19 protein-coding genes and 1 riboswitch are annotated in these 18,975 nt (G+C 73.6%); of the genes, 9 read left to right on the top strand and 10 right to left on the bottom strand.

Annotation, left to right across the window (positions count from 1 at the left end; all coding sequences use genetic code 11):
* Positions 1-2: 2 nt before the first annotated feature.
* From ACZ60J_RS37135 to ACZ60J_RS37100, 8 genes are all read right to left on the bottom strand, one after another.
* Positions 3-551 carry an Asp23/Gls24 family envelope stress response protein gene (locus ACZ60J_RS37135; RefSeq protein ID WP_469688593.1) on the bottom strand — a complete coding sequence of 183 codons (549 nt, stop codon included), beginning with the start codon at positions 549-551 and terminating at the stop codon, positions 3-5.
* On the bottom strand, positions 548-1,078 hold the full coding sequence (locus ACZ60J_RS37130; protein ID WP_469688592.1) for a DUF6286 domain-containing protein: 531 nt from the start codon (positions 1,076-1,078) through the stop codon (positions 548-550). Before ACZ60J_RS37130 ends, ACZ60J_RS37135 begins: the two co-directional genes overlap by 4 nt.
* Complete coding sequence (locus tag ACZ60J_RS37125; protein WP_469688591.1) at positions 1,075-1,437, bottom strand: Asp23/Gls24 family envelope stress response protein; 363 nt, start codon at positions 1,435-1,437, stop codon at positions 1,075-1,077. Before ACZ60J_RS37125 ends, ACZ60J_RS37130 begins: the two co-directional genes overlap by 4 nt.
* Positions 1,434-1,646, bottom strand: coding sequence for a hypothetical protein (locus tag ACZ60J_RS37120; protein ID WP_469688590.1), 213 nt, complete (start codon positions 1,644-1,646; stop codon positions 1,434-1,436). The genes ACZ60J_RS37125 and ACZ60J_RS37120 overlap by 4 nt, the downstream gene beginning before the upstream one ends.
* A gap of 10 nt (positions 1,647-1,656) precedes the next feature.
* On the bottom strand, positions 1,657-2,097 hold the full coding sequence (locus ACZ60J_RS37115) for an Asp23/Gls24 family envelope stress response protein (RefSeq protein WP_469688589.1): 441 nt from the start codon (positions 2,095-2,097) through the stop codon (positions 1,657-1,659).
* 197 nt (positions 2,098-2,294) lie between these two features.
* Positions 2,295-3,074, bottom strand: coding sequence for an enoyl-CoA hydratase/isomerase family protein (locus ACZ60J_RS37110; RefSeq protein ID WP_469688588.1), 780 nt, complete (start codon positions 3,072-3,074; stop codon positions 2,295-2,297).
* A gap of 170 nt (positions 3,075-3,244) precedes the next feature.
* Positions 3,245-3,466: a helix-turn-helix domain-containing protein gene (locus tag ACZ60J_RS37105; protein ID WP_469688587.1), complete on the bottom strand. Its 222-nt coding sequence runs from the start codon at positions 3,464-3,466 to the stop codon at positions 3,245-3,247.
* Positions 3,467-3,817: 351 nt separating this feature from the next.
* Positions 3,818-5,416 carry an ABC-F family ATP-binding cassette domain-containing protein gene (locus ACZ60J_RS37100; RefSeq protein ID WP_469688586.1) on the bottom strand — a complete coding sequence of 533 codons (1,599 nt, stop codon included), beginning with the start codon at positions 5,414-5,416 and terminating at the stop codon, positions 3,818-3,820.
* A 298-nt stretch (positions 5,417-5,714) separates the two neighbouring features.
* Here ACZ60J_RS37100 and ypfJ point away from each other — a divergent pair, with 298 nt between their 5' ends.
* Together ypfJ and ACZ60J_RS37090 are read left to right on the top strand one after the other, a co-directional pair.
* The gene (ypfJ, locus tag ACZ60J_RS37095; RefSeq protein ID WP_469688585.1) at positions 5,715-6,605 is read left to right on the top strand and encodes a KPN_02809 family neutral zinc metallopeptidase; all 891 of its coding nucleotides are present in this window, start codon (positions 5,715-5,717) and stop codon (positions 6,603-6,605) included.
* A 70-nt stretch (positions 6,606-6,675) separates the two neighbouring features.
* The gene (locus ACZ60J_RS37090) at positions 6,676-7,071 is read left to right on the top strand and encodes a VOC family protein (protein WP_469688584.1); all 396 of its coding nucleotides are present in this window, start codon (positions 6,676-6,678) and stop codon (positions 7,069-7,071) included.
* Positions 7,072-7,099: 28 nt separating this feature from the next.
* Here ACZ60J_RS37090 and ACZ60J_RS37085 read toward each other — a convergent pair whose 3' ends face one another.
* Both ACZ60J_RS37085 and ACZ60J_RS37080 read right to left on the bottom strand, forming a co-directional pair.
* Positions 7,100-8,539: a hypothetical protein gene (locus tag ACZ60J_RS37085; protein WP_469688583.1), complete on the bottom strand. Its 1,440-nt coding sequence runs from the start codon at positions 8,537-8,539 to the stop codon at positions 7,100-7,102.
* Between the two features lie 165 nt (positions 8,540-8,704).
* A complete protein-coding gene (locus ACZ60J_RS37080) occupies positions 8,705-9,856 on the bottom strand; it encodes an alpha/beta hydrolase family protein (RefSeq protein WP_469688582.1) in 1,152 nt (383 codons plus the stop codon).
* Between the two features lie 321 nt (positions 9,857-10,177).
* Here ACZ60J_RS37080 and ACZ60J_RS37075 point away from each other — a divergent pair, with 321 nt between their 5' ends.
* The 7 genes from ACZ60J_RS37075 (at position 10,178) to ACZ60J_RS37045 (ending at position 18,956) form a co-directional block, all read left to right on the top strand.
* Positions 10,178-11,455 (top strand): inorganic phosphate transporter, encoded by a 1,278-nt coding sequence (locus tag ACZ60J_RS37075; RefSeq protein WP_469688581.1) that lies wholly within the window; start codon positions 10,178-10,180, stop codon positions 11,453-11,455.
* Positions 11,456-11,483: 28 nt separating this feature from the next.
* A complete protein-coding gene (locus ACZ60J_RS37070) occupies positions 11,484-11,705 on the top strand; it encodes a hypothetical protein (protein ID WP_469688580.1) in 222 nt (73 codons plus the stop codon).
* 166 nt (positions 11,706-11,871) lie between these two features.
* Positions 11,872-11,960, top strand: a riboswitch (cobalamin riboswitch).
* Between the two features lie 59 nt (positions 11,961-12,019).
* Positions 12,020-12,997: a cobalamin biosynthesis protein gene (locus ACZ60J_RS37065; RefSeq protein WP_469688579.1), complete on the top strand. Its 978-nt coding sequence runs from the start codon at positions 12,020-12,022 to the stop codon at positions 12,995-12,997.
* Positions 12,994-14,556, top strand: coding sequence for a cobyric acid synthase (locus ACZ60J_RS37060; RefSeq protein WP_469688578.1), 1,563 nt, complete (start codon positions 12,994-12,996; stop codon positions 14,554-14,556). The genes ACZ60J_RS37065 and ACZ60J_RS37060 overlap by 4 nt, the downstream gene beginning before the upstream one ends.
* A 283-nt stretch (positions 14,557-14,839) precedes the next feature.
* Positions 14,840-16,939 carry a putative cobaltochelatase gene (locus ACZ60J_RS37055; protein WP_469688577.1) on the top strand — a complete coding sequence of 700 codons (2,100 nt, stop codon included), beginning with the start codon at positions 14,840-14,842 and terminating at the stop codon, positions 16,937-16,939.
* Positions 16,939-17,538, top strand: coding sequence for a cob(I)yrinic acid a,c-diamide adenosyltransferase (gene cobO, locus ACZ60J_RS37050; RefSeq protein ID WP_469688576.1), 600 nt, complete (start codon positions 16,939-16,941; stop codon positions 17,536-17,538). The genes ACZ60J_RS37055 and cobO overlap by 1 nt, the downstream gene beginning before the upstream one ends.
* Complete coding sequence (locus ACZ60J_RS37045) at positions 17,532-18,956, top strand: cobyrinate a,c-diamide synthase (RefSeq protein WP_469688575.1); 1,425 nt, start codon at positions 17,532-17,534, stop codon at positions 18,954-18,956. Before cobO ends, ACZ60J_RS37045 begins: the two co-directional genes overlap by 7 nt.
* Positions 18,957-18,975 lie beyond the last annotated feature (19 nt).

The following is an 18,975-nucleotide window of genomic DNA, read 5'->3' as shown; positions in this document are numbered from 1 at the left end:
CCTCACGTCACCCGCCGCGCCCGGCGCGGAGTGACGTGGAGGCGGGCCTCCGCCGGGAGGGCCGGGAGCGCCGCCGAGGTGCGGGCCCGGCCCAGTACCGGTCCGGCGAGGGCCGCCAGTGCGTCGGCCGGCACCGCGTGCGGCTCCAGTTCCAGGGCGACCCGCAGGGCCGGGGCCCCGCGCCGCCCGCACAGGGTGACCCGGCACCGCGCCACGCCCTCCACGGCCTCCCGGACATCGGCCTCGACGGCCTCCTCCAGCGCCCGCCCGCGCAGCACGGCGAAGGCCCCGTCCCCGGTGTCCACGAGCACCGCCGCGAGCCGGGGACGCCGCAGTTGGGACAGCAGCCACCACAGCGCCAGCACGACGCACACCCCGAGCGCGGCGAGCACCGCCCACCAGGGCCCGAACCGGCCCGGACCCTGCGGGGACAGCAGGGGTTCGTCGCGGCCTTCGAACGGTCCGGACGCGGTCAGCACCGACGCCCCCGCCGCCAGCAGGGCAAGGCCGAGCAGCGCGAGCAGGATCCGGTTCACCGTCCCGAGGGTCACCGGCGGTTCACCCGTACCCTCGGCCGTACCGTGTGGGCCAGGCCCAGTTCGTCGACGCCGACGGCCAGCACCGCGTCCAGGTCGGCCCGTACGTCGTCCAGTTCGCGGAAGTGGGACACGGCCCGGACCCCGATGCGGGACCGGCCCACCCTGACCCGCACCGACCGCACCCCGGACACCTCCATGACCCGGTCGCGCAGTACCTGCGCGGCGGCCCTGCGTTCCAGTCCGCCCCGGACCTCCGGGTGCCCGGAGGCCATCGGGAGGATTCCGCGCAGGCCCGGGGTGAGGGCGTACAGGAGCAGCGCGGCCCCGGCCGCGGCCAGGATCCCGCCGCCGATCAGCACGCCGGGGTCGGCCGGGGTGTGCCGTTCCAGTGCGCGGGAGAGCTCGTCGCGCCAGCGCATGCCCGGGCGGTGCGCCCGTACGGCGGCCAGGTCGTACAGGAACAGCCCCGCAACACCCAGGACGGCGAACGCCCCCACGGCTGCCGGGAGCCGCCGGGGCGACCGGAAGCGGGCGCTCACCGGACCCGCCGGTCCCGCCCGGCGGCGGCCCGTGCGGGGCGCAGGTGCTCGATGTCGACGTCCACCTCGGGTACGGCCATCTCCGCGTACTCCTCGACGCGCCGGGCGACGCCGCGGCGCACGGCCGCGCACTGGGCGGCGAGGTCCGAGGGGTAGGGGAGCTCCAGGACCACCCGTACGCGGGCGATGTCGTGGTGCACGGTGACCGTGGCGTGCGGTGGGGCCGCGTCCGGAGCGGGCCGGGTCAGGGCCTCCCGGGCGGCCCGGGCCGCGATCTTCGCGACGACCCGGTCGGCGATCCGGGTGGCGCCCCGCTCGGCGGCGGGCACCCGGGGCGGGGTGGCCCGGGGCGTGCTCATCGGTCCCGGTCCCGGTCCCGGGTCCGGTCGCCGGGGTGGCCCCGGGGGCGGAAGAAGTCCCCGGGGTCCAGGTCCCCGTCGAAGAACCGGCCCACGACGAAGCCGATGGCCCCGAGGGCGGCCACCAGCAGGAAGGCCCCGAACCCGCCGAAGTACCCGGCGAACCCCAGTGCCATGCCGGCCACCAGGCCGACCACCGCCATGCTCATGCGGGCTCCTCTACTGCAGTCGGGACTCCGGCTCCTCGTCGTCCTCGTCCGGCAGTTTGACGTCGCTGACCGCAATGTTGACCTCGACGACCTCGAGGCCGGTCATCCGCTCCACCGCCGAGACGACGTTCTCACGGACGGCCCGGGCCACGTCCCTGATCGACACGCCGTAATCCACGACGATCTCCAGGTCGAGGGCGGTCTGCACCTCGCCGACCTCCGCCTTCACGCCCCGGCTGACGGTGGACTTGGCCCCGCCGGGGACGCGGTCGCGGACGGCCCCGAAGGTACGGGAGAGGCCGCTGCCGCTGCCCATGGCGTGGACGCCGGACACCTCGCGGGCGGCGAGACCGGCGATCTTCTCGACCACGCCGTCGGCGATGCTCGTGCGGCCGCGGTCGGCGGGGGGCTTGGCGGTGCCGGTGCCGCCGGCGGGGGCGGATTCGGTCATGGCGGATCCCTTCGCGATGGGCTCCCGACCACGGTAAGTCGGGACCGCTCCCGCTGCGCGGGGAGAGAGTCCCCTACCCGCCCTTCGCCCGGACCCCTTCTGGGGCTCCGCCCAGACCCCGGTCCTCAAACGCCGGACGGCTGGAGTTGCCGCTGCGCGGCAGTCCAGCCAGTCCGGTGTTTGCCGTGGCGGCGGGGCTAGTCGGAGAGGCCGGCCAGGTCGCGGAGGCGGCGGGCCTGCGCGGCGCGCTCGGCCGCGCGCTGCTCGTCGTACGGACGCGACACCGCACCGCGCAGCAGCGCCTTCGTCTCGACCACCGCATCCCGCGGCGGTGCCAGCAGCGCGGTGGTGAGGTCCTGGACGGCCGCGTCGAGCTCACCCGCGGGGACGACCAGGTTGGCGAGGCCGATCCGTTCGGCCTCCTCGGCGTGGACGAAGCGTCCCGTCGCGCAGATCTCGAGCGCGCGGGCGTAGCCGACCGCCGAGGTCAGCGGCTGGGTGCCGCCGAGGTCGGGCACCAGCCCCAGCCCGGTCTCGCGCATGGCGAACTGCACGTCGTCCGCGACGACGCGCAGATCGCACGCGAGGGCAAGCTGGAAACCGGCACCGATCGCGTGCCCCTGAACGGCGGCGACGGAGATGATGTCGTTGCGCCGCCACCAGGTGAACGCCTCCTGGTACTCGGCGATGGTGGAGTCGAGCAGTTCCTCCGAACCGCGCGCCAGGTCGAGGAATGACGGCTCGCCCTCGAAGCCTTCGGGGGTGAACGCCTGCCGGTCGAGCCCTGCGGAGAAGGACTGCCCTTCGCCGCGCAGCACGACGACACGGACGGTGCCCGGCAACGACCTTCCTGCCTCCGTCAACGCCCGCCAGAGCGCGGGGGATTGAGCGTTTCGTTTGGCCGGATTGGTCAGTGTCACCGTGGCGACCGTGTCGTCGACGGTGAGCCGTACGCCGTCCTTGTCGAGCAGAGCCATCTGTGTGCCTCCGGTGGTTGTGCCGTCGTTCGGCCGCGATCTCGGCCTAAGTGACTGCACAGTAACCACCCAGCCGGCCACGGAGCCGACCGGGGGGTCACCGAAGGACGGTGGAAATGGAACCGTGAAGCTGATTACGGAAAACCGTTGGAACCGAAGGAACCAAATGGTCAGGCCGTAGCCGCCTTCTTGCCGCGCGTCGCGCCACCGCGACCACGCAGCGTGACTCCGGACTCACTGAGCATCCGATGAACGAATCCGTAGGACCGGCCGGTTGATTCGGCCAGCGCCCGGATACTCGCACCGGAGTCGTACTGCCTCTTCAGGTCTGCCGCGAGCTTGTCACGCGCGGCGCCGGTTACCCGGCTGCCCTTCTTCAGAGTTTCGGCCACCCGTGCCTCCTCATGGAAGTGCGCTCTGGACTTCTCATGATCACCCCTCCCCGCCTTCCTGGCCACCCATTCAGCAAGGTCGGTACGGCGGCATTTCTCCGGCCGTGGACACACGAGCAGAACGGAATCTCCTCTTCCGCTGCATGACCTCCGTCACATTTCCGCTCCCCCGGTGTGAATCACCAGGTCAGGGGCTGGAGCCCACAAACGGAAGGCCCCGGCCGCACATCCTGGGAGGTGCGGCCGGGGCCTTCGTCGAGCGCGGAACGGTATGAGACCGTCTCACTCAGATGATGGATCACGTCTCGGCCGAATGATCCATAAGCGGAGGATCACGGAAGCGGAAGCGCCTCAGGCGAGCGCCACCAGGTCGCGGTAGTCCGGACCCCAGAGGTCCTCGACGCCGTCCGGGAGCAGGATGATCCGCTCCGGCTCCAGCGCCTCGACCGCGCCCTCGTCGTGGGTGACGAGGATGACGGCGCCCTTGTACGTGCGCAGGGCGCCCAGGATCTCCTCGCGGCTGGCCGGGTCGAGGTTGTTGGTGGGCTCGTCGAGCAGCAGCACGTTGGCCGAGGAGACGACCAGCGTCGCCAGGGCGAGACGGGTCTTCTCGCCGCCGGACAGGACGCCCGCGGGCTTGTCCACGTCGTCGCCGGAGAAGAGGAACGAGCCCAGCGTCTTGCGTACGGAGACCAGGTCCAGGTCGGGCGCCGAGGAGCGCATGTTCTCCAGGACCGAGCGCTCCGGGTCCAGGGTCTCGTGCTCCTGGGCGTAGTAGCCGAGCTTGAGGCCGTGGCCGGGGACGACCGTGCCGGTGTCGGGCTTCTCGGTGCCCGAGAGCAGGCGCAGCAGCGTGGTCTTGCCCGCGCCGTTGAGGCCGAGGATGACCACGCGGGAGCCCTTGTCGATGGCCAGGTCGACGTCGGTGAAGATCTCCAGCGAGCCGTAGGACTTCGACAGGCCCTCGGCGGTCAGCGGGGTCTTGCCGCAGGGCGCCGGGTCCGGGAAGCGCAGCTTGGCGACCTTGTCGGAGGCGCGGACGGCCTCCAGGCCCGCGAGCAGCCGGTCGGCCCGCTTGGCCATGTTCTGGGCGGCGACCGTCTTGGTGGCCTTGGCGCGCATCTTGTCGGCCTGCGAGTTCAGCGCCGCGGCCTTCTTCTCGGCGTTCTGGCGCTCGCGCTTGCGGCGCTTCTCGTCGGCCTCGCGCTGCTGCTGGTAGAGCTTCCAGCCCATGTTGTAGACGTCGATCTGGGAGCGGTTGGCGTCCAGGTAGAACACCTTGTTGACGACCGTCTCGACCAGGTCCACGTCGTGGGAGATGACGATGAAGCCGCCGCGGTAGGTCTTCAGGTAGTCGCGCAGCCAGACGATCGAGTCGGCGTCGAGGTGGTTGGTCGGCTCGTCGAGGAGCAGGGTGTCGGCGTCCGAGAAGAGGATCCGGGCGAGCTCGACGCGACGGCGCTGACCGCCGGAGAGGGTGTGCAGCGGCTGGCCGAGGACCCGGTCGGGCAGGCCGAGGGCGGCGGAGATGGTCGCGGCCTCGGACTCGGCGGCGTACCCGCCCTTGGTGAGGAACTCGGTCTCCTGGCGCTCGTACTGGCGCAGGGCCTTCTCGCGGGTGGCGCCGGAGCCGGAGGAGATGCGCTCCTCGTTGGCCCGCATCTTCTTGAGCAGGACGTCGAGGCCGCGCGCGGACAGGATCCGGTCGCTGGCCAGCACGTCGAGGTCGCCGGTGCGCGGGTCCTGCGGGAGGTAGCCGACCTCGCCCGAGCGGGCGATGCTGCCGGCGGCCGGCTGGCCCTCGCCCGCGAGGCACTTGGTGAGAGTGGTCTTGCCTGCTCCGTTGCGGCCGACGAGGCCGATGCGGTCGCCCTTGGCGACGCGGAAGGAGGCGTTCTCGATGAGGATGCGGGCGCCGGCGCGCAGCTCGATGCCGGTGGCGGTGATCACGGAAATACTCCAGGGCGGGTCGGGACGGCGGAAGGGGGGCAGGACGCGATGCTTCGACGCCGCTAATCCGCGAGGAGATTTGCCATGGGAGTCATTCTACCGGGGGTGCGCAACTACTTTCGGGCCCGCCCGCCCCGCCCGGGACCCGTGGCGCCCGCACCGCCGCGTCCCCCGTTCGGCCCAGGGAACACACCTCCCGGCCGCAGGGCGTATGAGGATGAACGGGTTGATACTCGCCACAGAGGCGGACACGTACACGTCCCTCCGCCGGCCGGGCAGGAATGGAGGGCGGTGCGGGATGCAGTTCGACGACAACGCCAATCTGGACACTTCCGAGGTCAAGGACGTACGCGGCAGCCGCATCCCGGGCGGGAGGGCCACGGTCGGCGGCGGCATCATCGGGATCATCGCGCTGATCATGGGTCTGCTGTTCGGGGTGGGCCCGGAGCAGCTGGGCCTGTCCGACGGAAGTCCCGAGCCCGCGGCGACCTCCTCCTCCGCCGCCCAGGTGCAGCAGAGCTGCAAGACCGGGCAGGACGCGAACACCAAGGAGGACTGCCGGCTGGTGGCGGTGATCAACAGCACCCAGGACTTCTGGAAGCAGGAGTTCGCCAGGCGCGGCTCCCAGTACACCCCGGCGCAGACGGTGTTCTTCACCGGCAAGGTGGGCACCGCCTGCGGGGCGGCCACCTCGGCGGTCGGCCCGTTCTACTGCCCCGGTGACCGGCAGGTCTATCTGGACCTGGGCTTCTTCAACGAGCTCCGCACCAAGTTCGGCGCGAGCGGCGGTCCGTTCGCCCAGGCGTACGTGGTGGCCCACGAGTACGGCCACCACATCCAGAACCTGACCGGCACCCTGCAGAAGGCCCAGGACGGCCGGCAGGGCGCGAACAGCAACGCGGTACGGGTCGAGCTGCAGGCCGACTGCTACGCCGGCGTCTGGGCCCACAACGCGACGAAGACCCCGGACGAGTCCACGGGCAAGCCCCTGATCACGAGCCTCACCGACCAGGACATCCGGGACGGCCTGGACGCGGCGGCCGCGGTCGGCGACGACCGGATCCAGGAGAAGTTCCAGGGCCGGGTCTCCCCGGAGTCCTGGACGCACGGCTCGGCCGAGCAGCGCCAGCAGTGGTTCTACCAGGGCTACCGCACGGGCGACATGGCCCAGTGCAACACCTTCCGCTGACTGTCGGTGGCGCCTGTCATGCTGTGACGTGGATCACCATCCATCCACGGCACGAGAGGGAGTGATCGTCATGGCAGGCGTTCCGTCCATCTGTCCGACCCTGCTGTACACCGATGCCAAGGCCGCCATCCAACTGCTCACGGAAGCCTTCGGTTTCACCCAGGTCGCGGCGTACGAGGGTGAGGACGGTGCGGTGGCGCACGCCGAGCTGTCCTACGGGAACGGCATGGTGATGCTCGGCAGCAAGGGCACCGGCAGCGCCTTCGACAAGGCGATGGAGTCGGCCGGCCCGACCGGGGTCTACGTACTGGTCGACGACGTGGACGCGCACCACCGCCGGGCCGCCGAGCACGGCGTGGAGATCCTGGTGGAGCCGACCGACCAGGACTACGGCTCGCGGGACTACATGGCCCGCGACGCCGAGGGCAACGTGTGGAGCTTCGGGACGTACGCGCCGCAGGTCTGACCGAAGCCCCGGCGGCGCGTACGGGGTGCTACGCGCCGCCGGTGTGCACCTGGAAGGCGGCCCGGCGCACCGCCTTCGCCAGGGCGGGGTCGGGATGGGCGGCGGCGAGCGCGACCAGCACCTGCACGGTGCGGGGGTGCCCGACCGCGCGGACCTCGTCCAGCAGCCGCGGAACCGTGGTGCGCACCGCCGAGTCCAGGTGGCGTGCGAGCAGCTCGGCCTCGCCGTGGTCGGCGATGGCGGCCGCGGTGTCCACCCAGAGCCAGGTCTGCTCCTCGCCGGTGAGCACGTCCTGCGCCTCGTCGGGGTCGACCCCGTCGTGCTCGGCGAGCCAGAGCAGGGCGTAGGGGCGCAGGGCGGCCTCCCGGGTGGCCTTGCGCACCTCGGGCTCGGCGGGGGCTCCGACCACGCGCAGGGCCTCGAAGGCGAGCCCGCGCAGCAGGGCGTCCTCGCCGCGGGCCGCGAGCAGCAGCTCGGAGACCGCGTGGCCGACGGGCCGTGCGGCCAGCCAGGCCTGGTACTCGGCGCGGGCCGGGCCGGGGGTGAGCCGTGCGCAGCCGTGGAGCATGGCGGCGGCGGACTGCTCGATGTTCCCGGCGGGGCTCTGCGCGGCGACGCAGATCTGCTCCAGCTTGACCCAGACGGCCCAGCTCCCGAGCGGGGTGAGGGTGGCCCGGGCGGGGCCGAGGGTGACGGCGTCCACGGCGGCGAGCCCCCCGAGCGCCCAGCGCAGCAGCCGGGCGAGCGGGACGGGCGGCGCGGAGTCCGCCGGCGCGGAGGCCGTCGGGCCCGCGGAGGGGGTCTCCGCCTGCGCCGTGGACTCGTAGGGGACCTCGCACCGCTCGTCGCGCAGTTCCTCGACGCGCTGCCGGAGCAGGTCCAGCAGATCGGGGACGGTCACGGGCCCGGCGGAGAGCTGGAGCAGGGAGAGGAGTTGGGGCATGGCCTCGACCACCTCGGCGACGACCGCGGGGGCGATGTCGGCGGGGGCCGGGTGCACCAGCGACCACGCGTCGAAGAGCGCGACCCAGCCGCGCAGGACCGCGGTGTCGTCCCGGTCCCAGGCGCGCAGCCGCCAGCCCGGACGGGCGTGCCCGCCGTGCATCTCGATGAGGCCGGCGAGCCGGGCCCGGTCCCAGCCGACGCGGATCTGGCCCGGTGTCAGGCTCAGCTGTGCGGCGGCGCGTTCGGTGTCGGCGGCGGGCAGGGCGCCCGCCGGGGCGGGCCCGGACCCGTCCGCGGCGCCGAGGTGGAGCTCGGCCCAGCGGGCGAGCCGCACGGCGTCGGCGAGGGAGGCGCGGGCCCTGTTCGCGAGGTCGGCCGTGGCGGGCGTACCCGCCGGAGGCCGCGGGGCGGTCCGGGTGCGCCGGTCGGTCACCGCCTTGCGGGCCGTGGCCACGGACCGCGGGGCGACGAGTCGGAGTCTGGAGTCGCGAGCCAACTGCTCATCAGGCTTTCGGGACGTCACGTGAGCAGTCTCGCCCGTCACTGGCCGAAAGCCCAAACGGAACCAGCCATTGCCACAAGGCACCCCGGGGACAGAACGGGACAACCCACCCTCCCCGCCCCGCCCGCCCCGCACTCTTCGGACAGCCCGTCCGACGGTCCGTCACGCGGCGCTTCACATCGGAGGTCACATGAGAGGGGTTAGGAAGCGGCGCAGCGCCTCTTCGTAGCCGACCGGGTCCGCGTTCCACATGGCTCCGTGGGCCGCGTCGGAAACGGAGTGCAGGGTGACGAGGTCGGGGCGGGCCGCGGCGAGCCGGCGGGAGGGCTCCCAGGGGGCGAGCGCGTCGTCGGGGCCGTGGAAGATCAGGACGGGGACCTTCAGCGCCGCCGGATCCGACCCCGGAGCCCGCCGGTCGGCGCGCAGGCCGGCCCGGCCCTCGGCCGCCTTGACGGCGAACGGGAGCAGGGGCGCCGGGGTGCGGCGCGCGGCGGCGAGGGCGCGCAGGGTGGTGTGCCAGTCCAGTACCGGCGAGTCGAGGACCAGCCCGGAGATCCGGTCGGCCAGCGCCGAGCGCTCGACGGCGTGCAGGGCCATGGTGGCGCCGGTCGACCAGCCGTGCAGGACCACGCGGCGGGCGCCGTAGCGCAGGGCGTAGCGGATGGCGGCGTCGAGATCGCGCCATTCGGACTCGCCGAGGTGGCCGAGGCCGTCCGGTGACCCGGGGGCGCCGAGGTCGCCCCGGTACCCGAGGTCCAGGACGGGGAACTTGTTGCGGTGGAGGAAGGGCATGACCACCATCGGGTGCTCCCGGGTGGCCCCGAGCCCGTGGACGGTGATCACCCAGGTGTCGCGGGCCCCGGGCAGGAACCAGGCGGGCAGCGCGCCGAGCTCGCCGGGGACGTCCACGTCGGCGTGGTCCAGCCCGAGGGCGGTGCCGGGGTTGCCCAGGTGGACCTGGGGGGTGAGGGCGACGCGGGTTCCGGGGTCGAGGCTGCCGTGGGTGACGGCCACGAGCCGGCGCACCACGGTGTCGGGGCCGTGCGGGGCGTCGGGGAGGACGGGCCCGACGACGGCGTGCACTCCGGGGGCGGTGAGCCCGTAGGTGCCGGGGCGCAGGGAGGCGAGCGAGCGGGTCAGCTCGACCCGGCCGGCCGCGGTGGAGTGGACGGTGAGGCGGGGGCTGCCCGGGAGCGGGCGGCCGGGCTCGGTCCGCAGGGCCGCGTCGGCGGCGTACCGGCCGGCGAGCGCGGCGGCCGTGACGGCGGTGACGGCCGCCACGCCGGCGCCGAGCAGGGTCGTGGTGACGGCGGCTGCCGTCGCGGTAGCGGTGCGCACCGCTCCAGTGTCGAGGCGGAGGGGGCGGCGGGCCACCGGAGGGAATCGTTCCGACCGAGGCCGGGAGCGGTGGAAGGGAAGGTGATCTAGGTCTCTTCGGGGGTCCCGCGCGCGCGGGAGCGCCTACCGGAAGTCCTTCCCGGAAATGTGCGGACACCCTGCCGTGACATGCATTAATCGACATATCAACGTGCCTCCCGGGGCGAAGGTCCCGGTCGGATGCCGCGCCGGTACACCACATGAACCCTGGCAGTTCACCTTCCGTTCATCCAGGTTGCCTACGGTCCACGAACCACTGACGTCAAACAGAAGCCTGGGTAAATGGAGCACATAACGCTTCTCCTCGGGATCGTGATCATCACCGCTCTCGTGTTCGATTTCACGAACGGTTTTCACGACACGGCCAACGCGATGGCCACCACCATCTCGACCGGCGCCCTCAAGCCCAAGACCGCGGTGGCGATGTCCGCCGTGCTCAACCTCGTCGGCGCTTTCATGTCCGTGGAGGTCGCCAAGACGATCTCCAAGGGACTCGTCAACGAGGAAGGCATCCAGCCGGAGGTCATCTTCGCCGCCTTGGTCGGCGCGATCCTCTGGAACCTCGTCACCTGGCTGGTCGGACTGCCCTCCAGCTCCTCGCACGCCCTGATGGGCGGCCTGATCGGTGCGGCCGTGGCCTCCGCCGGCATGGGCGCCGTCAACGGCAGCGTCGTCGTCACCAAGGTGCTGATCCCCGCGATCGCCGCGCCGCTGGTCGCCGGCTTCGCCGCGTACCTGGCCACGAAGGTCACGTACAAGGTCGGCAAGGGCATGGGCGAGAAGACCTCGGCCAAGGGCTACCGCGCCGGCCAGATCGCCTCCGCCGGTCTCGTCTCGCTGGCCCACGGCACCAACGACGCGCAGAAGACGATGGGCATCATCACCCTGGCGCTCGTCGCCGGTGGCGCCATCGCCCCCGGCTCCAACCCGCCGGTCTGGGTCATCGTCTCCGCCGGTCTGGCCATCGCGATGGGCACCTACCTGGGCGGCTGGCGCATCATCCGCACCATGGGCAGCGGCCTGACCGACCTGCAGCCGCAGCAGGGCTTCGCCGCCCAGACCTCGGCCGCCAGCGTCATCCTGGCCTCCTCCCACCTGGGCTTCTCCCTCTCCACCACCCACGCGTGCTCCGGCGCCGTCATGGGTTCGGGTCTGGGCCGCAAGGGCGGCGTGGTCCGCTGGTCCACCGCCTCCCGGATGTTCATGGCCTGGGGCCTCACCCTCCCGGCCGCGGCCCTGGTCTCCGCCGGTGCCGAGCGGGTCATGCGCATCGGTGACGTCGGCGTCGTCGCCGTCACGGTCTTCCTCGTCGGCTCCTGCGTCGCGATCTGGCTGATCTCGCGCCGCCAGGTCGTCGACCACACCAACGTCAACGAGGTCGCCACGGCCGACGCCGAGGAGCCGGGCGTGGTCACCACGGCCATCGCCGCCGTCAGCGTCCCGCCGACCGGTCTCGTGGGAGCCGCCGCCGGCAGCACCGCCGCGGTGACGGACGAGGAACTGAAGGCGACCATCCCGGCCGCGACGACGACTCCCGCGGCTCCGGCCGCGGCCGTCTGACCCCGAGAACGACAGAGGATTCAGCGGTATGAAGATCGACTGGGCAGCACTCGGCTCCGTCTTCGGGGTCAGCCTCTCCGCCACCGTCGTCCTGGTGACCCTGTTCACCCTGGGCCTGATGGGGCTCTCCAAGCACGAGACCGCCACCGAGCAGGGCGGCGCCGCCACCCTGGCCCGCAGCGGTGCCTACGCCTGCTTCGCGCTCTGCGCGGCGGCCGTGGCCTACGGGATCTACCTGATCGTCGCCTAGGCGGCGGACACCACGCCCGTACGAAAGCTCCCTCCGGGTTCGTCCCGGAGGGAGCTTTCGCATGCCCGGAGCCCCTTTTCCCCGCCACCCCGTCGCAGGTCAACGGCAAGTTGACGGGCCTTCGCGCTGCGTGGTGGACTGCCCGAGCCAATACGGCGGCATGGAGAGGAAGTCCGGTGCGAATCCGGCGCGGTCCCGCCACTGTCACCGGCGCGCTCGGCCCTCCGGCCGGGGTGCGGCCGGGAGCCAGGAACTCTCGCCGCCGGACACGTCGAACCAGGGCGCGGACCCTGAGTGAGGACATACCTGCCACCATGCGTGCCGATCGCGTCTTCGCGTACGGCGTCACGGCGGGCCTGATCGGCGACCGGATCCTCGGGGATCCGCGCCGAGGGCACCCCGTGGCCGCCTTCGGACGAGCCGCCGCCGCCGTCGAACGTGCCCTGTGGCGCGACGACCGCGGGCGGGGCGCCCTGCACACCCTGCTGTGCGCCGGAGGCGCCGCCGCCGTGGGCGCGCTGGGCGCCCGCGCCGTGCGCTCCCGGCCCGCGGCCGCCCGTATCGCCCTCACCGCCGCCACCACCTGGGCCGTCGTGGGCGGCACCTCGCTGGGCCGGGAGGCCCGCGCCATCGGCGGCGCGCTCGCCGCCGGGGACGCCGAGGTGGCCCGCGAGCGGCTGCCCCACCTGTGCGGGCGCGACCCGCAGGCCCTGGACGAGCAGCAGATGGCCCGCGCGGTCGTCGAATCGGTCGCCGAGAACACTTCCGACGCCGTGGTCGGGGCCCTCGTGTGGGGCGCCGTGGCGGGCGTCCCGGGGCTGCTGGCCTTCCGCGCCGTGAACACCCTGGACGCGATGGTCGGCCACAAGTCGCCCCGCCACCTGCGCTACGGCTGGGCCTCGGCCCGGCTCGACGACGTGGCCGGCTGGCCGGGCGCCCGGCTGACGGCCCTGGCCGCCGTACTCGCCGGGCCCGACCGGCGGGGAGCCGTACGGGCCTGGCGCGCGGACGCCGCCAAGCACCCGAGCCCCAACGCGGGCCCCGTGGAGTCCTCCTTCGCCGGGGCGCTCGGCGTACGCCTGGGCGGGACCCTGGCGTACGCGGGCCGGGTCGAGCACCGGGCCGTGCTCAACGGTGCGGCGGGCCGGCCCGTGGAGGTCGCGGACATCGAACGGGCGGTGCGGCTGTCGCGCCGGGTGACCTGGCTGGCGCTCGGGGCCTGTGTGGCCGCCCGGACTCTGGTGGCCCGGGCACTGGATTCCCGTACTACGGAGAAGGGGCGGCGCGCATGAGCGGCGGCGCGAAGCGCGGCGGGGGCCTCCTCGTCGCCGGTACGACCTCGGACGCGGGCAAGAGCGTGGTCACGGCGGGCATCTGCCGGTGGCTGGCCCGGCAGGGCGTGAAGGTGGCCCCGTTCAAGGCCCAGAACATGTCCCTGAACTCCTTCGTGACGAGGGAGGGCGCCGAGATCGGCCGCGCACAGGCCATGCAGGCCCAGGCGGCCCGCGTGGAGCCCACCGCGCTGATGAACCCTGTGCTGCTCAAGCCCGGCAGCGACCGGAGCAGCCAGGTGGTGCTGCTGGGCAAGCCGGTGGGCGAGATGAGCGCGCGCGGGTTCTTCGGGGGGTCCGGGGGATCGTCCCCCGGGAAGGCGCTGCACGGGGGGCGCCAGGAGCAGTTGCTCGGCATCGTCACGGACTGCCTGGAGCAGTTGCGGGGCACGTATGACGCCGTGATCTGCGAGGGGGCGGGCAGCCCGGCCGAGATCAACCTGCGCCGGACCGACATCGTCAACATGGGCATCGCGCGGGCCGCGCGCTTCCCGGTGGTCGTCGTCGGCGACATCGACCGGGGCGGGGTCTTCGCGTCCTTCTTCGGTACGACGGCGCTGCTGTCGGCGGAGGACCAGTCCCTGATCGCCGGCTACCTGGTCAACAAGTTCCGCGGCGACGTCACCCTGCTGGAACCGGGCATGGAGATGCTGCGCGGCCTGACCGGGCGCGCGACGTACGGGGTGCTCCCCTTCCAGCACGGGCTGGGCATCGACGAGGAGGACGGCCTGCGGGTCTCCCTGCGGGGTGCGGTACGCGAATCCGTGGTCGCCCCGCCCGTGGGCGAGGACGTGCTGCGGGTCGCGGTCTGCGCGGTGCCGCTGATGTCCAACTTCACGGACGTCGACGCGCTCGCGGCGGAACCGGGCGTGGTCGTGCGGTTCGTGGACCGGGCCGAGGAGCTGGCCGACGCGGACCTGGTCGTCGTCCCCGGTACCCGCGGCACGGTCAAGGCCCTGGCCTGGCTGCGCGAGCGGGGTCTCGCGGACGCGCTGGTCCGGCGGGCCGCCGAGGGCCAGCCGGTGCTGGGCATCTGCGGTGGGTTCCAGGTGCTCGGCGAGCACATCGAGGACGAGGTCGAGTCGAAGGCCGGCTCCGTGCCGGGGCTCGGGCTGCTGCCCGTCCGGGTCCGCTTCGAGCGGGAGAAGACCCTGGCGCGGCCGGTGGGCTCGGCGCTGGGCGAGCCCGTGGAGGGCTACGAGATCCACCACGGCGTGGCCGAAGTCCTGGGCGGTACCCCCTTCCTGGACGGGTGCCGGGTCGGGGAGGTGTGGGGCACCCACTGGCACGGCTCGCTGGAGTCGGACGGCTTCCGGCGGGCGTTCCTCCGCGAGGTCGCGGCTGCGGCGGGGCGGCGCTTCGTCCCCTCCCCCGACACCTCCTTCGCCTCCCTGCGGGAGGAGCAGCTCGACCTGCTCGGCGACCTGATCGAGGAGCACGCGGACACGGATGCGCTGCTGCGGCTGATCGAGGGCGGTGCCCCGGCGGGGCTGCCCTTCCTCCCCCCGGGCGCGCCATGACGCCCCCGTCCCTGCGGGGCCAGTCCCCTACCCACCCTTCCGCCGTTCCCCGGAGCTCCGCCCCGGACCCGGGGGAGGAACTTCCAGCCCCGCCGGCGTTTGAGACGCGGGGTCTGGGGCGGAGCCCCAGGAGGGGTCCGGGCACAGCCCGGGGAACGGTGGAAGGGCGGGTAGGGGACTCCGCCCCGCGCAGCGGCAAAGGTCGCCGCGGGGAACTCCGCCCCGCCGTCCACGACCGCCCGCGCACGCGAATCCGTAACCACGCCCAAGGAGGGGCCACCGCATGAGCACGCCCTACCCGTTCACCGCCCTGGTCGGCCAGACCGACCTGCGCCTCGCGCTGCTGCTCAACGCCGTGAGCCCCGCGGTCGGCGGTGTTCTGGTGCGCGGTGAGAAGGGGACCGCCAAGTCCACCGCCGTCCGCGCGCTGTCCGCGCTGCTGCCGCAGGTGGACGTCGTCACCGGCTGCCGGTTCAGCTGCGCGCCCGCCGCCCCGGACCCCGCCTGCCCCGACGGCCCGCACGAGCCCGGCGAGGGCACCGCGCGGCCCGCCCGGATGGTGGAGCTGCCCGTCGGTGCCTCCGAGGACCGGCTCGTCGGCGCCCTCGACATCGAACGCGCCCTGTCCGAGGGCGTGAAGGCCTTCGAGCCCGGACTGCTCGCCGACGCGCACCGCGGGATCCTGTACGTCGACGAGGTCAACCTGCTCCACGACCACCTCATCGACCTGCTCCTCGACGCCGCCGCCATGGGCGCCTCCTACGTCGAGCGCGAGGGCGTCTCGGTCCGGCACGCCGCCCGTTTCCTCCTCGTCGGCACGATGAACCCCGAGGAGGGCGAGCTCCGCCCGCAGCTGCTCGACCGGTTCGGGCTGACCGTCGAGGTCGCCGCCTCCCGCGAGCCGCTCCAGCGGGTCGAGGTGGTGCGCCGCCGGCTCGCCTACGAGGACGACCCCGCGGGGTTCGCCGGCAGCTGGTCCGCGGACGAGGAGGAGGTCCGCGCCCGGGTGGTGGCCGCACGGGCACTGCTGCCGCAGGTGCGGCTCGGCGACACCTCGCTGCTGCAGATCGCGGCGACCTGCGCCGGTTTCGAGGTCGACGGCATGCGCGCCGACATCGTGATGGCCCGTACCGCGACCGCGCTCGCCGCCTGGGCCGGGCGGACCGAGGTGCGCAAGGAGGACGTGCGGCAGGCCGCCCTGCTGGCACTCCCCCACCGGCGCCGACGCAACCCCTTCGACGCACCCGGTCTCGACGAGGAGAAGCTGGACCGGATCCTCGACGGGTTCCCCGACGACGAACCGGAGCCCGAGCCGGAGCCGGAGCCGGAGGGTCCGGGCGAGGGCCCGGAGGACGACGGCCCGGACGGCGGCGGCCCCGACGGCGGGGGCGGCGTACCCCCGCAGGGCTCGGGACCGGACGCCCCGGAGGCCGAACCGCAGGCCCCGGCCGAGCCCGAGGCGCAGCCCGAGCAGCGGCCCGAGGCGCAGCCCTCGGGGCAGGACGAGGCGCCGGCCCCGGCCGAGCAGGCGGCCGTACGGGCCTCCGAGCCGTTCCGCACCAAGATGCTCAGTGTCCCGGGCCTCGGCGAGGGCGCCTCGGGCCGGCGCTCGCGCGCCCGCACCGCGCACGGCCGCACCACCGGCGCCCAGCGACCCCGGGGCCAGCTGACCAAACTGCACCTGGCGGCGACCGTGCACGCCGCCGCCCCGCACCAGAAGGCGCGCGGGCGCACCGGGCGCGGCCTGGTCGTCCGCAAGGACGACCTGCGGCAGGCGACCCGCGAGGGCCGCGAGGGCAACCTCGTCCTGTTCCTCGTCGACGCCTCCGGCTCCATGGCGGCCCGGCAGCGCATGAGCGCGGTCAAGGGGGCGGTGCTGTCCCTGCTGCTCGACGCCTACCAGCGCCGGGACAAGGTCGGCCTGATCACCTTCCGGGGTTCCTCGGCCGAGCTCGCCCTGCCGCCCACCTCCTCCGTCGACGCCGCCGCGGCCCGGCTGGAGCACCTGCCGACCGGCGGCCGGACCCCGCTCGGCGCCGGCCTGCTCAAGGCCCACGAGGTGCTGCGGATCGAGCGGCTGCGGGACCCGAGCCGGCGCCCGCTGCTCGTGGTCGTCACCGACGGACGGGCCACCTCGGCCGGGTCCGTGGGCGGTGACCCGCGCGAGCTCTCGGCGCGCAGTGCCCGGCTGCTGGCGGCCGGCGGGGTCGCCTCCGTGGTCGTGGACTGCGAGTCGGGGCCGGTCCGGCTCGGGCTGGCCGGGGCGCTGGCCGCCGATCTGGGCGGCCCGGCCGTCACCCTCGACGGGCTGCGGGCCGATTCGCTGGCCGGGCTCGTGAACACCGTACGTACCCCATCCCCGACCCTCAGGAGGGCCGCGTAATGCCGCAGGGACAGCCGTCCGTCGTTCCGGACGACGGACTCACGACGCGTCAGCGCCGCAACCGCCCGCTCGTCTTCGTGCACACCGGACCGGGCAAGGGCAAGTCGACGGCGGCCTTCGGTCTGGCGCTGCGCGCCTGGAACCAGGGCTGGCCGATAGGGGTGTTCCAGTTCGTCAAGTCGGCGAAGTGGAAGGTCGGCGAGGAGAACGCGCTGAAGGTGCTCGGCGCCTCCGGCGAGGGCGGCACCGTCGTCTGGCACAAGATGGGCGAGGGCTGGTCCTGGGTCCAGCGCGACGCCCAGCTCGACAACGAGCAGGCGGCCAAGGAGGGCTGGGAGCAGGTCAAGCGCGATCTGGCCGCCGAGACGCACAAGCTGTACGTGCTGGACGAGTTCGCGTACCCGATGCACTGGGGCTGGATCGACGTCGACGAGGTCGTCGAGGTGCTCCGCAACCGTCCCGGGACGCAGCACGTGGTGATCACCGGGCGCAACGCACCGGAGAAGCTGGTGGAGTTCGCGGACCTCGTCACCGAGATGACCAAGGTCAAGCACCCGATGGACACCGGCCAGAAGGGCCAGAAGGGCATCGAGTGGTGACCTCGTTCAACGTACCGAGACTGGTCATCGCCGCTCCCTCCTCCGGCAGCGGCAAGACCACCGTGGCCACGGGCCTGATGGCGGCCTTCTCGGAGCGCGGCCTCGCCGTGTCCCCGCACAAGGCCGGGCCCGACTACATCGACCCGGGCTACCACGCGCTGGCCACGGGCCGGCCCGGGCGCAACCTGGACGCCTTCATGTGCGGGCCGGAGCTGGTGGCTCCGCTGTTCGCGCACGGGGCGGCCGGCGCCGACCTGGCGGTCATCGAGGGCGTGATGGGGCTCTACGACGGGGCCGCGGGGCGGGGCGAACTGGCGTCGACCGCGCAGGTCGCGAAGTTGCTCCGGGCTCCGGTGGTGCTGGTCGTCGACGCCTCCTCGCAGTCGCGGTCGGTGGCGGCCCTGGTGCACGGCTTCGCCTCCTTCGACCCGCAGGTGCGCCTCGGCGGCGTGATCCTGAACAAGGTCGGCTCCGACCGGCACGAGGTGATGCTGCGGGAGGCGCTGGAGGAAGCGGGGATGCCGGTGCTCGGTGTCCTGCGGCGGGCTCCGCAGGTGGCTGCGCCCTCGCGGCACCTGGGGCTGGTGCCGGTCGCCGAGCGGCGGCGGGATGCCCTCGACTCCGTGACGGCCCTGGCCGACCAGGTCCGCCAGGGCTGTGACCTGGAGGCGCTGATGGCCCTGGCCCGGACGGCCCCGGCGTTGGACTGCGAAGCCTGGGCTCCGGAACAGGCCCTGTTCCCCGAGCAGCGGCAGAATCCGGCCTCGCCGGCGCTTGAGGCGCGGGGTACGGGGCGGAGCCCCGGCGGCGGCGCACCCGTCATCGCCGTGGCCGGAGGGGCCGCCTTCACGTTCTCGTACGCCGAGCACGCAGAGCTGCTCACCGCTGCCGGAGCGGAGGTCGTCACCTTTGATCCGCTGCGGGACGAGGCGCTGCCCGACGGAACCACCGGCCTGGTGATAGGCGGCGGCTTCCCCGAGGTGTACGCCCCGGAGCTGTCGGCCAACGACCCGCTCCGCAAGGCCGTCGCGGACTTCGCCGCCGCGGGCGGCCCGGTCGCGGCGGAGTGCGCGGGCCTGCTCTACCTGGCCCGCTCCCTCGACGGGAAGCCGATGTGCGGGGTGCTCGACGCCGACGCGCGGATGTCGGAGCGGCTCACGCTCGGCTACCGCGAGGCGGTCGCGGTCTCGGACAGCCCGCTCGCGGTGGCCGGTACCCGGCTGCGGGGCCACGAGTTCCACCGGACCGTGGTCGAGCCGGGCGCGGGGGCCGCGCCGGCCTGGGGGTTCACGCATCCCGAGCGCCGCGTCGAGGGCTTCGTACAGGGGGGTGTGCACGCCAGCTACCTGCACACGCACTGGGCGGCGGAGCCTTCCGTGGCCCTGCGGTTCGCCGAGGCCGCGGCAGCGCATCGGTGAACCGGAGACGCCCGGGGCC

This window comes from Streptomyces sp. NPDC104226, assembly GCF_055584085.1.
Note: the sequence above shows the minus strand (reverse complement) of the source record. Positions and strands in the feature narration are given on the sequence as shown.

Bases quoted from the DNA above. Each gene is read 5' to 3' on its own strand.
- ACZ60J_RS37125 (WP_469688591.1), bottom strand. From the start codon at position 1,437: ATGAGCACGCCCCGGGCCACCCCGCCCCGGGTGCCCGCCGCCGAGCGG.
- ACZ60J_RS37120 (WP_469688590.1), bottom strand. From the start codon at position 1,646: ATGAGCATGGCGGTGGTCGGCCTGGTGGCCGGCATGGCACTGGGGTTC.
- ACZ60J_RS37115 (WP_469688589.1), bottom strand. From the start codon at position 2,097: ATGACCGAATCCGCCCCCGCCGGCGGCACCGGCACCGCCAAGCCCCCC.
- ACZ60J_RS37110 (WP_469688588.1), bottom strand. From the start codon at position 3,074: ATGGCTCTGCTCGACAAGGACGGCGTACGGCTCACCGTCGACGACACG.
- ypfJ (WP_469688585.1), top strand. From the start codon at position 5,715: ATGCAGTTCGACGACAACGCCAATCTGGACACTTCCGAGGTCAAGGAC.
- ACZ60J_RS37090 (WP_469688584.1), top strand. From the start codon at position 6,676: ATGGCAGGCGTTCCGTCCATCTGTCCGACCCTGCTGTACACCGATGCC.
- ACZ60J_RS37075 (WP_469688581.1), top strand. From the start codon at position 10,178: ATGGAGCACATAACGCTTCTCCTCGGGATCGTGATCATCACCGCTCTC.
- ACZ60J_RS37070 (WP_469688580.1), top strand. From the start codon at position 11,484: ATGAAGATCGACTGGGCAGCACTCGGCTCCGTCTTCGGGGTCAGCCTC.
- ACZ60J_RS37065 (WP_469688579.1), top strand. From the start codon at position 12,020: ATGCGTGCCGATCGCGTCTTCGCGTACGGCGTCACGGCGGGCCTGATC.
- ACZ60J_RS37060 (WP_469688578.1), top strand. From the start codon at position 12,994: ATGAGCGGCGGCGCGAAGCGCGGCGGGGGCCTCCTCGTCGCCGGTACG.
- ACZ60J_RS37055 (WP_469688577.1), top strand. From the start codon at position 14,840: ATGAGCACGCCCTACCCGTTCACCGCCCTGGTCGGCCAGACCGACCTG.
- cobO (WP_469688576.1), top strand. From the start codon at position 16,939: ATGCCGCAGGGACAGCCGTCCGTCGTTCCGGACGACGGACTCACGACG.